This window comes from Rhizobium etli 8C-3, from assembly GCF_001908375.1.
GTDB classification, from domain to species: domain Bacteria; phylum Pseudomonadota; class Alphaproteobacteria; order Rhizobiales; family Rhizobiaceae; genus Rhizobium; species Rhizobium etli_B.
This window is the reverse complement of record NZ_CP017241.1, coordinates 2,863,268-2,877,037: the sequence shown is the minus strand read 5'-3', so window position 1 is coordinate 2,877,037 and position 13,770 is coordinate 2,863,268. Positions and strand designations below refer to the sequence as shown.

Here is a 13,770-nt window from a genome sequence, read left to right as displayed (position 1 = left end):
GTGCGGTGGATGCGGGTCGAATTCATTGGGCTGGTGACTATTCTGCTGGGGGCAATGCTTCTGTTTGCCCCCGTCAGGCATTCTTTCACATGGCTGATGCTTTCGACTGCATTCGGCGCGGCGGCGGCCATTGCGCTACCCGGAATGGGCGGAGCGTCGATCCTGGTGCCGAACCTATTTCTGCTGTTTTTCGTTCTACGCATCTTCATGGCATTCGGCGAGGGGCAGGTCTTTGCTGCGGTCTCTCCGTCGCGCGCCGGATTCATCCTCCTGGCATTGACGGTCTTCGGACTGTTTACGGCATTGTTCTTTCCGCGGTTGTTCCAAGGAATGACGGAAACCATGATCGTCGAGCGGTCGGTCGGCCTGAGAAACATAATTTCGCTCGTGCCGCTGCGTGCCTCGTCGAGCAATATAACGCAGACCGTCTATGCCGTGGGCGGCCTCGTGGCTTTCGCCAGTACCTTTGCCTTCTTCAGACGCGCAGGCACGCATGACGATCTTATCAAAGCCGTGTTGGTCACCGCGACGGTGACATTGAGCTTCGCACTGGCCGATATCGTCACCTATTTCACGCGGACCGAATATCTGCTCGGCTTCGTCAGGACAGCAAACTACGCGCTGCTGACGGCCGCCGAAAAAGGCGGGCTGAAGAGGATTTCGGGGACTTTTCCGGAAGCATCGGCATTTGCTGGCTATACGCTGGTGCTGTTTGCCATCATTGCAAGCCTCTGGCTCGAAGGCGTCCGTGGCCGGGCCACCGGCCTTTTGACGTGGCTTCTCTTCATCGCATTGCTTTTCTCGACGTCAGCGACAGGGCTTGTCGGTCTTGCGATTATTGTTCCGGTCCTTTTCTTGCGGTCGTTTTTCCGGTCCTCCGCCGACCGATCTCGCCGGCCGGTGCTCTTTGTTGTCGCCTCGGTCGCGGCGGCCCCGCTCATCGTGTTCCTCGTCCTGGCGACGCTGCCCGGGCTTTCGGCAGGCGTTGCCGGCTTCTTCGACGAGATGCTGTTTTCTAAAGCCGACAGCCAGTCGGGACAAGAGCGTGCCGAATGGAATGCCGTTGCCTACAAGACATTCCTCGACACATTCGGGTTCGGTGCGGGGCTGGGCAGTGCGCGGGCCTCAAGCTTCGTGCTGGTGCTGCTGTCCAATTTGGGGGTGCTCGGCGCGTTCTTGTTCGCGCTGTTCATATGGTCCGTACTGTCGTTGAAGCCTGCTGTTGGATCGGCGCAGCCGATTGAATGCGGTTCGGCGATACGCGCCGCGAAAATGGGGATCGTCGCGGTGTTGGTCACGGCTTCCACATCCGGAACCGTCTATGATCTCGGGCTGATGATCTACATTCTTGCCGGCGCCACGACCGCGCTAACTGAGCCCTATCCGCTGCGCGCGAGGGCGTCTGCCTCTCACACCATGAGCCTAATGGAGAGACGGTCATGAGCAGGACGCCCTTCAAGATCGTCGTCTTCAACGTCAAATACAGCGAGAACCTGGGCGACGGCATATTGGCTCTGTGCATCGAGCACGGCCTTGCGCAGACGGGCGGCGGCATAGAGGTGGAGACTGTCGATCTTGCCGGCCGTCACGGGTTCGGCGGTGCAAGCAGCAGCCGGCGCCGGCATCTGCTCAAGCTGCTTCAACGGTTGCCAAAGCCTGTTCGGCGGCTGGCTGTCGGGTTCTTCGTCCAGCGAGCGCTCCGGCGGCAGCGTGGCGAATGGGAACGCAAGATTGCCGCGGCGGATGCAGTCGTCATCGGCGGCGGCAATCTTTTTCAGGACGACGACCTGAATTTCCCGTTGAAGATCGGAACCGTCCTGGATTGCGTTCGTCGCTTCGATCGCCCGCTTGGGATTTATGCTGTCGGCGTAAGTGCCGATTGGTCAGAACCAGCCAGGCGGCTTTTTGCCCGCATCGGCGGTGTCCGGCTGCTGCACGTCTCGGTACGGGACAGGTTTGCCTACGATAGCTGGCGCAGTCATTTTCCCGCCGGGCCGGTTCCCGACATTATTCCCGATCCCGGGCTCTTGATCGGCCAGGTAGCCCATACGACGCGCGGACCGAACCGGGGAAACAAGGTCGCCATCTGCGTCACGGAACCGGTCGTGCTCACGCGCCATGCCAGTCACACCGGTCCGATCCCGCTGGGGGACGCGGCCGGGTACCGCAAGCTTATTGAGGCGCTGATCGAAGACGGATTGAACGTCACGCTGTTTTGTAACGGCGCCACGGAAGATCACATTTTCGCGAGGACGATTGTGAACGAAGGCTCGATGGCGAGTCATCTTACCTCAGGTGTACTCCATCTTGCCGATCGGCCCGCCGACGTAGAACAGTTGCTGCGGCTGCTGAATGCCGCGGATGCGATCATTTCCCACCGTCTCCACGCCTGCATCGCCGCCTATTCCTTTGGCATTCCGCATATCGGACTTGGCTGGGATAAAAAGGTTGAGGGCTTCTTCCGCTCCGTCGGGCGCGAAGCCTATTTTGTGGATGCGGAGCATGTGCCGGTGAGCGATATTCCCGCTCTTTTAAGGGCCGCGCTCGCCCAAGGTATTGATCAGGAAAGATATAATCTGACGATGGACTGTGCGGAAACGGGAATGCGGCGCTTGCGATTTGCCCTGCAGCCGGGCCTTGTCAGCGAATATTCGATTGCCGACGACGTGCGAGGCATTGCTGCCGGCCCCCGTTGAATTGCAAATTGAAAGGCAAGATAGTTCTCTGGCTTGCCCATCACAGCGCAGCGTTGATTCCCGTCGGCGCAAAATATTCAATGTATGCGCGTAAAGTGCCTTGGCACAGTGCAACATCGCGCTCCCAAGCAACCTAAGCAAATTGGAGTAAGCGACACGGCAAAAGACGCATGATATTGTGTATTTTCCAACCTTAAGATTATACTTTTGTTCAGTCAAAGCTGATGTTCGCTTACGGGGTTTGGGGAATGGTAACACTGACGACCGCGGAATATGAGCTTTCGGCAAATCGTCATCTCAAGCGTCGCGAATTTGCGGGGGGAGCGTACCGCGGTTACCAGGCCGGCGAAACGATCTTCGAGGTCGGAAATCGCCGGGCCCGCATCTTCTATCTGGTCAGCGGCTGGATCATCTCCTGGAAGCTGCTTCCAAATGGGGCACGCATGGTGTCCGATTTTTCGCTTCCCGGAGATATCGTCTGGACGGCTTCGGCGGAGTTGTCGCGCGAGACGATGCAGGCGCTCTCCAACATTCGCATCTACGAACTGCCGGCGCTTGGCGATCGAAAGCCCGAGAGCGCATCGACCGACCTGCACCGCGCGCTGCTCCTGGAGATGGTGCGCCGTCAGGCTCGGCTGACTGAAAGGTTGGCGAATATCGGGCGCCGCGATGCTTTTGCCCGGACGGCGCATCTTCTTCTCGAGCTGGCCGTCCGGCTGGGTGTTTTCCAGCACGAGTCGGCGGACGGTTTTGAATGTCCGCTGACACAGGCCGAGATCGGTGATGCCGTCGGTCTTTCGACCGTCCATATCAATCGTGTCCTCAAAGATATGCGTCTTAGCGGCCTGCTTGTATTCAAAAGTGGCGTCGTCGAATTCTTGGACAGGAAGAAACTCGAGGAACTGGTCGATTTCGACCCAACCTACCTGGCGCCGCCGGCGGAGCGCCGCTTATAAATTCCTGAAATACTTCCACGTGTTATGGGGGCTATTCGAAAGAAGAGCCGACAATGCATCTCTGTGGATAATCCTATAAAATATGAGGATTATTCACAATAATCGTAGCTCTTTGTGGCTAAAATGATTAGGGGCAATGTTGTTGTACAGTAAGAAATAAGATCTAGATGTGATCTTTTATGAGTAGTGGTTAACATATGTTAATGCCGACATTTATAATTAATGCAAGTTTAATGTTGGGCGTTTGAATTTCATACGACTGTCAAAATACTTTAGATCAGGCGCAAGCGTTTGGTCTAATCGTATGATTTGCAAGTAAAGCGTATGTATTTCAAATTGGTCTCTAGTTTTGGCTGCCAATTTTGTTGAGAGTAGGAGTCGGCTATGAACGGGCAACAAATAACCAACGAAAATACTGGTATCGCAAGGACAACCCGTCTTATTTCCTTGAAGGCGAGGGATCCGGTACGGAGTCTGTCGTCGTCAAATTTCGTTACGACGGAAGAGCATACGGAATATCTGCTGCTGATCGATTCGCGGGCTCTTGACCGCGAGTGCCTTTCACGCAGCCTTCGCGACTATCAACCGGCCTTGAACATCATTTCCGCCAATTCGCTGGAGGACTGGCAGAACCAGCATATCCAGCATGATCCGGCCGTCATCCTTTTGATGATCGGCGGAAAGAAGATCACGGATGCCGATGTGGGGCAGGCGATCGCGAAATTGACCGAGAAGTTCAAATCCAGCCCTGTCGTCGTGGGGGCGGAGAGCGACGAACTTTCGCAAATCCTCAAAGCGCTCGAATACGGCGCTCGAGGCTATATACCCACCACTGTCAGTATTGGCGTTGCTGCAGAAGCGATCGGCTTGGCCCAGGCAGGGGGAATTTTCATTCCCGCAAGCAGCATTCTTGCAGCAAGGCACGTGATCAGTGCTGTCAGCAATGGCATGAACTGCACCGATGAACTCTTCACGCCGCGCGAAGCGGTCGTGGCGGAAGCCTTGCTGCGGGGCAAGGCGAACAAGATCATCGCGTACGAAATGAAGCTTTGCGAAAGTACGGTGAAGGTTCACATCCGCAACATCATGAAAAAGCTGAATGCCACCAACCGGACGGAGGTTGCCTATAAGATCAGGGATTTCATGCATTGATCGTGCGCGGTTGCTGCTGAACTCCCGCAACTGCTGTGAAGGTTTCGCAGTTTTCGCGGGTAGCGCCGTCTCGAGTGCCGCCTGGGTAGGAGGTGGATTGGGACGGTTCGCCTGCGAAGGAGGCGCACACTGATGTGCTTGAGGCTGGAAACAAACAGATCTGGGTGTCCCCGCGTGCCCTGCAGGCGGGAATGCTGTTTTCTGTAAAGGGCTGAAGATTGCTCGATATTCTTGGAGGCCTAGAAAGCCGGGCTCGCTTCAGCAATGAAGCGAGCCCTTCCGCAAGGAGCTTTTCGCGGTCAATTAGCCCGCGAGTATTAGCTGCCGCATTTGGAACTGGTTCTACTCGGTACTGCCCCCGAGTCCCAAGTGGAGGATGCCATACTACCGCACGAAATCAATTAATCCCTTTGGGTGATAGCCGATTGGCCTCTTCCTCCCCTTCTTCCGGCGCAAGCGGCCCGTTTGCGCGATCGCCATGGTGCGTATCGGGGGCGTAGGCGGCTCATCCGTTTGTAGAAATGTTCAAGAGGCGAAATCCGTGGTCTGATGCCTTTGGACGGTACCACGCTTGCGAGACCGTCTCTTTACTCCTCCGATGAAGGAAGAAGGGCTCGTCAATCGGCAGGACGAGCCTTTTTTCCCCTGGTAGTGCAGCCGCGCAGCGCTCTCGTCCATCGTGGGCTCTTTCAGCTCTTTGAGGGGCCTTTTGCCACGGTGGCGGAGACAGCGTTGACCTTGCCGCCGGGGGCATAGCCGCCGCCGATTGCGACGTTGAGGGAGACGTAGTCCCTGGCCATCTGCTGCACGGACGCCGCCAGGCTTGCCTGGGCCAGCGACACCTGGCGCTGGGCGTCGAGCACGTCGAGCAGCGAGGAGGCGCCGTCCTTGTAGCTTGCCGTCGACAGTTCCAGCGATTCCTGCGTCGTCTTGACCTGGGCGCGCAGCGCTTCCACCGTCTGGGCGTCGCGGCGCACGGCCGACAGCGCGTTCTCCACCTCCTCGACGGCATTGAGCACCGCTGCCTTCCAGGCGAGATAGGCGGTCTTGGCGTCCGACTTGGCGATGTCGACATTGGCGCGCAGGCGGCCGCCGTCGAAGATCGGCAGGCTGAGCGTCGGGCCGAAGGACCAGGTGGTCAGGCCGCCGCCGCTGCCACCGGCCGCATTGACCCAGGTGGGCGAGATCGAGCCGGACAGCGAGATCGACGGATAAAGCTGCGATTCGGCGACGCCGATATTGGCGGTCGCCGCTGCCAGATTGCGCTCGGCCACGCGGATGTCGGGACGGTTGCGGATCAGGTCGGCCGGGATGCCGGAGATGATGCCGGCACGGTAGACCGGCTGGGCGGCTCCCTTCTGCAACTCGGCCATCAGCGAGGAGGCCGGCAGGCCGAGCAGCGTGGCGATGTGATGCGCCGAGACGCGGAAATTGGTTTCCAGGCCGGGAATTTCAGCCTGCGTCGACTGCACCAGGCCCTCGGCCTGGACGACGTCGAGCCTGGAGGCGGCACCGGCTTCCAGCTGGAACTTGGTGAGATCGTAGGTCTCCCGGCGCGATTGCAGGTTGGCCTTCGACAGCGCAATGCGCTCCTGGTAGAAGCGGGCGTCGATATAGGTCGAGACGAGATCCTGCAGGAAGGCAAGCCGGGCCACGTCGGCGCTGGCATAGGCCGAATCGAGCGAGGCAAGCGCGCTTTCCTTGGAGCGCCGGTACTGGCCGAAGAGATCGAGCAGCCAGGAGACATTGGCCTCGCCGCCAGAGGTGTTGGTCGCACCCACCCGGGTGCGCTCCGAGCCCATCTGGCCCGACACCGTGTGCGAGGCGCCGACGACCAGGCTCGGCAGCGAGCCAGCCCCGGCGACCGTCACATTGGAGGACGCCGCATTGATGCGTTCCATCGCCTGCAGAACGTCGAGGTTCTGGTCGATGCCGCGCGCAACCAGGCTGTCAAGCTGCCTGTCGCGAAAGGCCGACCACCAGGCCACCGTCGCTACATCACCGATATTCTTGTTGCTGCCTTCACCGAACTTCGCCGGCAGCGGCATCTCCGGAGGCGTGTGGTCCGGTCCGCTCACGCAGCCAGCCAGCAAAGACGCGACTACGCAACATGCTGCGCTACGAGCTAATGCCATTCGCCCCCTCAACCTGCCGACCTCCTTGGTTTTGCCGAAAGTACGCTAGACGTGGTTAATGAAACGTTCGCATCTGCCCATTCGGTAGGCCTGCTGCCGGAATGCGGCGATGCGGCAGGTTTCATCTGGGGCCGGGCAACCATTTAGAGCTCACGCCTCGCCGGCGCATCCGCCGACGGGGTGAGAGGAGAGGCCGGCACAGACACCGGTGGGCGGAAACGAAAAGCGTCGTTCGGAGTTGCGCTCGATGGCGCCCGGCGGCAGGACGAGACATTGGCGCAAGACGTCAGGCGAGAGGTCTTGCCCGCCGTTCCGGCTGCTTGAACACGGGTACTTTGGAGCGATGGACCATGAGCCCGCCCCGGGGCCGTACCAAAGATCGGATATATGGCAATGCCCAGAGCAAGGCTGACGGAAACGCACGTTACAATGTAAAACAGCACAAACCTCATGGCACGTATAACGGCAGTGTCCCGGCGACATATCAACCTGCCCAATATGATTAACAAGGGCCGGAGATGCCGCCAGCAGGGATTTTTCCATGCGTGGGCCTGCAGCAGGCGTCAGTCTTGCGTGCTTCTTCTCAGAGCCAGCGGTCGCGCGGCATGCAGCCTGCCGGGCGCGGCGCAAGTTCGACGTGCACAGCACAGCCCAGCAAGGCCGGCATGGCCGCGCAGTAAAGCTGCATTGGCCGCACGCCGTCGCTGACTTCGAATGTCAGCCTGGCAGACCCATCGAGCTCGACATCTCGCCGGCATATACGTGCTGCCGTTCTCTTCGAAGTCCCATAGTTGGAAGAAAATCTCTCGCCATGCTTCCGGATGGCGCCGCAGTCGAGCGCTGCGAACTCGCCGGCCTTGACTTCGGTTACTTGGTAGCCCGGTTTCATCGGAATGGACACCAAGGGCGTATCCTTGGCTTCCGCCCCGCCTGCAGATCGTCCGGATGCTGGTGGTCGCCGGTCCAGACGGCATGGCCGCCGGCATGGTCGCGGAGAAGACGCCGTCTCGCTGTCATGCTCTTTGCCGTGAACCTGCCGCCGCTCAAGCTTGCCATCAGAGCGGCCACGCTTATGTCGGCAGCGGTGTTCCTGCTCATCCCGACCGCCTTCCGTTGCCGGCGCCGTCGCATTCGCAATCGCCGTCGGGCGGGGGAGCGGCCGTTACGGGAGCGCTTGCCCTTATTCTCTTCGGAAGCGACGGGTATGGAAAAATGCAGGTCCAGGTCATGGCGGCGCGGCTGATCGTGTCGGCAGCCGCACCTTTCGCGCTGGCCTACCTGATCATCAGCCTCGGCGTCGGCGGGTTCGCTGGCAATGACATCGGCGGCAGCCGCCCTTGCCGTGCTCGTGCTGGTGGTCATCGGGCAGCTCGCCAGAAACGGATCGGCCTCGGAAGCGGCCGGGGCGGACGGGCAATTGACAGAACCGGCTGAGCAGGCTTGCGCAAGTTCACTGACGCCTAAGATCGATGTTGCTGGTGATGACCGATCTTCCGGTCGCATGGTCGCGATCGACCGTCAGCAGACGCAGGCCGTCCGCCCCGATCTTCTCGATCGTCATGGTGGCGTTCCGGTCGCCGTTAACGGGGCGGGCCCAGCGTACGGAAAGATTGATGGCGTTTCCGCGGCGGCTTCCAGAAAGCGCAGATGGCAGACCCATCGGTCCGACATATGTCCCGGAATAGCGCCCGCCGCTGACCCTCAGGTTCGCCGAAACGGCCCGGCGCACGACGATAAAGCCCCGGCAGCTCCCGTTCATGGAGAAGTTGGCTAGGCCCGCCCTCGTTGCAAAGCTGCACCGCACGTTGACCGGATCGCTGCCGATCCGCATCAGCACCTGGCCTGTGCCTTGCCAGTTTCCGGAAAGCGACCGGAGGAAATCGGCTTCCTGAGCGGCTGCGGCATGTGGCTGGGAGCAGGCGAGTGCGAGGGAGAGCGAGAAAACGGCGCAGCGCATGGCGGTGACCTCGTGAGCAATATTGCCGAACGTCTTTGAGGCAGTTCAGTTCCCGGATCTTGAGCTGCCGGAAGCGCAGTCATCATCTTGGCGTTGCCGAACAGATGCGCGGGCAAGCTCGACAGGTGTCTTCATGATGATTTCGCGGTGCGGGAACGGGATCGATATGCCGGCTGCCTTGAATGCATCCCATAATGCCATGAGTACTTCACCGCGCACGTTGGTGAGCCCGTTGCTCGGGTCGGAGATCCAGAATCTCAATTTGAAATCGATCGAAGAAGCCCCAAAGGCCGTCATCCAGCAGACCGGCTGGGCGTAGGTGCCGGAAACCCGCGGAATAGTCTTGGCGGCCTCGATCGCGATGCGGGAAACCTCGCGCGGATCGCTGTCATACGAGGTTCCGAAATCAACCTCGATGCGGACATACTCGCTGGAAAACGACCAGTTGACGACTTGCTGGGAAATGAAGTCTTCGTTCGGAATGAGGTATTCCTTGCCATCTCTCGTGATGACGGAAACGAAGCGGGAGCGCAGGTCGCGGATGGAGCCGAAAGTCTCCCCTAGCGTAATTGTGTCGCCCGGTTTGATGGATTTATCGAGCAGGATGATGATTCCGGATATGAAATTGGAGACGACCTTCTGCAGGCCGAAACCAATGCCTACGCCGACAGCACCTGAAAAAACCGTGAGCGCCGTCAGGTCAATGCCTGTTGCAGACAAGGCGATCGTTCCCGCAAAGACAATCAGCCCTATCTTTATCAGTTTGCTGATGAGAACCTTCAAGGAGGGCGTCAGATCCGCAGACTTCTGGATCCAGTTCGACGACATGTTGCCGATGAGAACTGCAAGCCATATCAGCGCGACGGAAAGGATGATGGCCTTCAGGACGAGCAGCATTGACAGGCGGACGGCGCCGAGATTGACGGCAATACCATCGAGTGCTGCCAGGAGTGCGCGATCCAGTCCAAGCGCGTAAAGCGCGAAGTAGAGCCAGCCGGCAGCGGCAACGACACGCGCCAGCATCTGGTTTCGGATGATGCGCGTGAGCACCGAGATAACGAACCACGCCACCACGAGTGTGAGGGCTGTCGCCACCAGCCAGCGGTGCGATGGCCAGGCAAATCGCAAAAGCACCACATCCGCAATCGCCAGCAGCACAATCAGAAAAAGCCACCGCGTTCGCCGCATGAAAGCGATGATGACGCGAAGAAGATCCGGATTTCCCTTGATCGTGCGGGCGCGCGATTCCAGTGCAGGCTCGATTCGTTTTGCAAGCCAGCCGGAAAGCAGGTAACCGCCGACAATCAGGGCGGACTGATAGAGCGTCCACTCATTGAGAAGGAAAGCCTGCAGCCAGGATCCGGCAGCGTTGATCGCCTCTAGGAAATCCATCGTCGTTTTCTCGCGATTCTGCAGGATAACCAGCGGAAGCGGGGTTTTGTTCAAATGCGAATGCGGCCGAACTCAGCAGGATTTCGAAAGAATCAGCCGACCGTTTGGCGATTGCCTGATCGGGTGCAGCCGACGCTTCTGTTTCAAGCAATTGCGCCTCACGCCGTCGCACTTGATGGGTTCGCTTTCACGTCCTTTTTCAAGAGCGGCGGCGAGGGCCGTCTTTATCATGTGTTTGCGACGAACTTCCGAGGGCAGTTGCAGGCAACGGAAGAGCGATTGTCTGATTGAATCGCAGACGGGCGCAGGTGCGGTAAAGTCGATGGCGCTGACCCTTTCCCCATTCAAGACGATCGTTAGCGGAACTGTTTCCCCAATTGCGCGTTGCCGAACCAGCCTTTGTTTTGGGGGGACAACGCCAGATGGATCCGGTCACAATACTGCTCGTCGATGACGAGGCGTCGGTGCTCAACGTCTTCGAGGATGCGCTTGCTGACGCGGGCTTTGAGGTGCGCACCGTCGCAGACGGACGAAAGGCTATACAGTATCTGGCCGCGGCCGATCCGCCTGTGCAGGGATTGATTACAGATATTCGACTGGGCGACGGGCCTGACGGCTGGGAAGTGGCCCGCGCTGCGCGGGAAATCGAGCCGCTAACGCCGGTCGTCTACACGAGTGGCGACAGTGCGGCCGACTGGGCGTCGAAAGGCGTGCCGAACAGTATCATGCTTCAAAAGCCGTTCGCCCTCGCGCAATTGGTCACAGCGATCTCGCAGCTGCTCAACGAGAGTTCGATGGCTGTTCCCGACAGGGGCGACGCTGAGAATGGCAAGTAGTACTGCCGGATCAAATCACGATGCCACGTCGTCGCTGCCTGAACCGGACACGTTGATCTTGGCCATTTTCTGACGCATTCCTCTTTAATCGAAGACCAAAAATGGCGGCTGCGGCCTTATCATGCTCACCCTCGGCCACCTTGAAATCATAGGTTTACCGGGAGCAGTGCCAGCGCAGGGACATCCTCCAGCGGCATCGAAAATGCCTGACTGATGCTTGCCGACGAACTTGCCCCTCGACTGGAGCTGCCGGGTGCAGAGATCCTGGAGCTCTCTCCGAAGGAAGCGATGCGAAGTGCAGACGCTTCGTTCTGGCTGATCTGATGTGTCTTTCAAATGAACTGACAGGCCGGTTCGGTTTCGCCCCGCCATTCTGTTTTCAGCGCCCGCGCAGTCAGGCGCAGCAGTCTGTGCCGGACGATGGCCCACAGCACGCAGTCTTGGCCTTTTCCTCGGCCAGCCATCGGTCGCGTGGTTTGTAGCTCGATGGTCGGGCATCGAGGATGACCTCGAACGAACCTCCTTTCAAGCGAGGCGGCTGGGCACAATACAGCGCCATCGGCCTCACACCGTCGCTGACCTCGAACGTGAGCTTTGCGGATGGCTCAAGCCGGACATGATCCGACACCTTCCGGATGATCGTAGCGAACTTCCCTGCGGGCATGTGCGTCCGCCCATCCCCGTCGATGTCCCAGAGTTGCACGAAAATCTCCGACCATGCTTCGGGATTTGCGCCGCAGTCGAGGGCCGAGAACTGCCCCGCCTTCACCTCGGTCACGTGATAGCCCGCCTTTACCGGGGTGCCGCCGTAGTGGAAGACGACAGGTGCATCCGGCGCGGCCGCCAGGGCATCGAGAAGATGGCCGAGCGTGATGTCGGTCGAAAGCTTCTTGTCGATCGCGTTCATGTGCGCTACTCCTTGTTTCAATGATTCAAGGAATATTGAAATATGGATGAACGTCAAGCCCTCTCTTCATTCGCCGCACTCTCTCAGGAGACCCGCCTCGGCATCGTGAGGACGCTGGTCGTCGGGGGGCCGGAGGGACTCGCCGCAGGCCTCATTGCAGCGCGGATGGGTGTCAGCCCATCGAATGTGTCGTTCCATCTGAAGGAACTCGAACGCGCAGGCCTGATCCTGCAGCGGCGCAAATCTCGTTCGATCGTCTACAGTGCCAGCTACGACTCCCTGGCTGCTCTCGTTAAGTTTCTGATGGAGGACTGCTGCGCGGGCCACCCCGCGGTCCGGGAGACGGTGGATCGCCAAGATGGCTGCTGCCCAACCGGAGAAGCCACCAGCAAGGATGATGCCGTTGCGTGACAGCAAGATCCCGGCCGCTATCGTCTCCGCCCTCGGCATGACCCAGATCATCGGCTACGGCACGCTCTACTACAGCTTCAGCATCCTGGCGCCGGAAATGGCCGAGGATCTCGGGCTGACGCTTGCACAGGTCTTCGGGATATTTTCGGCATCGCTGTTCATCGTCGGATTGTCCGCGACGTATATCGGAAAGCAGATGGACCGGATGGGCGCAGCCACTATCCTGACCATCGGATCGGCTCTGTCCGCGCTGACGCTTGCACTGTGCGCGTGGTCACCCTCCGTGTTCGTGTTCGCTCTTGCCATCATCCTCATCGAAATCTCCTCGGGAATGGTCCAGTATCAGGCTGCATTCGCGGCACTGGTGCAAAGCGATCCCAGGACGGCATCGCGAAGCATAACCTACCTCACACTGATCGGTGGCTTTGCCTCGACGATCTTCTGGCCGATCACCGCCGCCTTGGTCGGATATCTCACATGGCGGGAAATCTATCTGGTCTTCGCGGCCCTCAATCTGTTCGTCTGCATGCCGCTGCATCTCTGGATGGCGAGGAAGGGCAAGGCTGAAGGTGTTCGAGGTGTCAATCGGGCGCGCGAGCACGTGGTGGGTGCGGTTTCGCCGGAAAGGCGCCGCGGCGCGATGATCGTCGTCTCTGCTGCCTTCGCCATCCTAGGCTTCACTTTGGCCTCCGTCCTCGCCCATATGGTTCCCATGCTCGGCACGCTGGGACTGGGTACTACAGCCGTGGTGATCGGCTCGCTCTTCGGCCCTGCTCAGGTCATGAGCCGTCTCGTCAACATGATATTCGGCACGAGCCTCTCTCCGCCGATGCTTGCAGTTATCTCGGCTGCGCTAATGGTCCTCGGCATCGTGGTCCTTGCCGTGACGGGGAACTCGCTGCCGGGCGCGGCTGCGTTCGCCATCTGCCTTGGACTCGGATCGGGAATCAATTCCATCGCTCAAGGGAGCCTTCCGCTCTATCTGTTCGGCAGCGATGGGTACGGGGCGATCACGGGCAAGATGGCGGCCGCGAGGCTCGCGCTCGGTGCGGCAGCGCCGTTCGCCTTCGCGGCGGCGATGCAAAGCTTCGGGATCGGCCTTTCCTTGTTCGCGATCGCTGCCCTCGGGACCGCCGGCATGGTCGCATTCATCAGCGTGGCGATTGCGACAAGGCGAGATCTCGTCGCGGCGGAGTAGCTGACGATCACTCATCAATTGCTTGTGTTCCGGCCTGTCTGCATAAGGCTTCACACGAACGCGGTTCTTCTTCCTGCGCTTGAGGTTATCCTGCTGCGTTCTGCCGTGAAGGTGTGGCGGCATAAGTAGC

General features: G+C 59.4%; 11 protein-coding genes and 2 pseudogenes. 8 read left to right on the top strand and 5 right to left on the bottom strand.

The features are described 5' to 3' along the window. Positions 1–9: 9 nt before the first annotated feature. The 4 genes from AM571_RS14450 (at position 10) to AM571_RS14435 (ending at position 4,804) form a co-directional block, all read left to right on the top strand. The gene (locus AM571_RS14450) at positions 10–1,443 is read left to right on the top strand and encodes an O-antigen ligase family protein (protein WP_074062001.1); all 1,434 of its coding nucleotides are present in this window, start codon (positions 10–12) and stop codon (positions 1,441–1,443) included. After that, the gene (locus tag AM571_RS14445) at positions 1,440–2,696 is read left to right on the top strand and encodes a polysaccharide pyruvyl transferase family protein (RefSeq protein ID WP_074062000.1); all 1,257 of its coding nucleotides are present in this window, start codon (positions 1,440–1,442) and stop codon (positions 2,694–2,696) included. The genes AM571_RS14450 and AM571_RS14445 overlap by 4 nt, the downstream gene beginning before the upstream one ends. 248 nt (positions 2,697–2,944) lie before the next feature. Further along, complete coding sequence (locus tag AM571_RS14440; protein ID WP_081377087.1) at positions 2,945–3,652, top strand: Crp/Fnr family transcriptional regulator; 708 nt, start codon at positions 2,945–2,947, stop codon at positions 3,650–3,652. A gap of 384 nt (positions 3,653–4,036) precedes the next feature. Continuing rightward, complete coding sequence (locus AM571_RS14435; protein WP_074061999.1) at positions 4,037–4,804, top strand: LuxR C-terminal-related transcriptional regulator; 768 nt, start codon at positions 4,037–4,039, stop codon at positions 4,802–4,804. A 689-nt stretch (positions 4,805–5,493) separates the two neighbouring features. Here AM571_RS14435 and AM571_RS14430 read toward each other — a convergent pair. Next, positions 5,494–6,939 carry an efflux transporter outer membrane subunit gene (locus AM571_RS14430; protein WP_074061998.1) on the bottom strand — a complete coding sequence of 482 codons (1,446 nt, stop codon included), beginning with the start codon at positions 6,937–6,939 and terminating at the stop codon, positions 5,494–5,496. Between the two features lie 583 nt (positions 6,940–7,522). Further along, a pseudogene (locus AM571_RS14425) lies at positions 7,523–7,864 on the bottom strand (DUF6428 family protein); the annotation flags it as partial. Between the two features lie 5 nt (positions 7,865–7,869). Between AM571_RS14425 and AM571_RS35690 the strand changes: the two are divergent. Beyond that, positions 7,870–7,938 (top strand): annotated as a pseudogene (locus AM571_RS35690) (transcriptional regulator); the annotation flags it as partial. Positions 7,939–8,389: 451 nt separating this feature from the next. On the opposite strand, the gene AM571_RS14415 reads toward AM571_RS35690, so the two are convergent. Together AM571_RS14415 and AM571_RS14410 are read right to left on the bottom strand one after the other, a co-directional pair. Beyond that, positions 8,390–8,896, bottom strand: coding sequence for a hypothetical protein (locus AM571_RS14415; RefSeq protein WP_074061995.1), 507 nt, complete (start codon positions 8,894–8,896; stop codon positions 8,390–8,392). Positions 8,897–8,941: 45 nt separating this feature from the next. Further along, positions 8,942–10,288 carry a mechanosensitive ion channel family protein gene (locus tag AM571_RS14410; RefSeq protein WP_074063253.1) on the bottom strand — a complete coding sequence of 449 codons (1,347 nt, stop codon included), beginning with the start codon at positions 10,286–10,288 and terminating at the stop codon, positions 8,942–8,944. A gap of 422 nt (positions 10,289–10,710) precedes the next feature. Between AM571_RS14410 and AM571_RS14400 the strand changes: the two genes are divergently transcribed. Continuing rightward, positions 10,711–11,124, top strand: coding sequence for a response regulator (locus AM571_RS14400; RefSeq protein ID WP_074061993.1), 414 nt, complete (start codon positions 10,711–10,713; stop codon positions 11,122–11,124). A 394-nt stretch (positions 11,125–11,518) separates the two neighbouring features. Here AM571_RS14400 and AM571_RS14395 read toward each other — a convergent pair whose 3' ends face one another. Continuing rightward, positions 11,519–12,031, bottom strand: a complete 513-nt coding sequence (locus AM571_RS14395; RefSeq protein ID WP_074061992.1) for a DUF6428 family protein — start codon at positions 12,029–12,031, stop codon at positions 11,519–11,521. 42 nt (positions 12,032–12,073) lie between these two features. Here AM571_RS14395 and AM571_RS14390 point away from each other — a divergent pair, with 42 nt between their 5' ends. Both AM571_RS14390 and arsK read left to right on the top strand, forming a co-directional pair. Continuing rightward, positions 12,074–12,442 carry an ArsR/SmtB family transcription factor gene (locus AM571_RS14390; protein ID WP_074061991.1) on the top strand — a complete coding sequence of 123 codons (369 nt, stop codon included), beginning with the start codon at positions 12,074–12,076 and terminating at the stop codon, positions 12,440–12,442. Continuing rightward, entirely contained in the window at positions 12,429–13,640 is a 1,212-nt protein-coding gene (gene arsK / locus AM571_RS14385; RefSeq protein WP_237358558.1) for an arsenite efflux MFS transporter ArsK, read from the top strand. Before AM571_RS14390 ends, arsK begins: the two co-directional genes overlap by 14 nt. Positions 13,641–13,770 lie beyond the last annotated feature (130 nt).

Coding starts and splice junctions, on each gene's coding strand:
- AM571_RS14450 (WP_074062001.1), top strand. CDS start 10: ATGCGGGTCGAATTCATTGGGCTGGTGACTATTCTGCTGGGGGCAATG.
- AM571_RS14445 (WP_074062000.1), top strand. CDS start 1,440: ATGAGCAGGACGCCCTTCAAGATCGTCGTCTTCAACGTCAAATACAGC.
- AM571_RS14440 (WP_081377087.1), top strand. CDS start 2,945: ATGGTAACACTGACGACCGCGGAATATGAGCTTTCGGCAAATCGTCAT.
- AM571_RS14435 (WP_074061999.1), top strand. CDS start 4,037: ATGAACGGGCAACAAATAACCAACGAAAATACTGGTATCGCAAGGACA.
- AM571_RS14430 (WP_074061998.1), bottom strand. CDS start 6,939: ATGGCATTAGCTCGTAGCGCAGCATGTTGCGTAGTCGCGTCTTTGCTG.
- AM571_RS14415 (WP_074061995.1), bottom strand. CDS start 8,896: ATGCGCTGCGCCGTTTTCTCGCTCTCCCTCGCACTCGCCTGCTCCCAG.
- AM571_RS14410 (WP_074063253.1), bottom strand. CDS start 10,288: ATGGATTTCCTAGAGGCGATCAACGCTGCCGGATCCTGGCTGCAGGCT.
- AM571_RS14400 (WP_074061993.1), top strand. CDS start 10,711: ATGGATCCGGTCACAATACTGCTCGTCGATGACGAGGCGTCGGTGCTC.
- AM571_RS14395 (WP_074061992.1), bottom strand. CDS start 12,031: ATGAACGCGATCGACAAGAAGCTTTCGACCGACATCACGCTCGGCCAT.
- AM571_RS14390 (WP_074061991.1), top strand. CDS start 12,074: ATGGATGAACGTCAAGCCCTCTCTTCATTCGCCGCACTCTCTCAGGAG.
- arsK (WP_237358558.1), top strand. CDS start 12,429: ATGCCGTTGCGTGACAGCAAGATCCCGGCCGCTATCGTCTCCGCCCTC.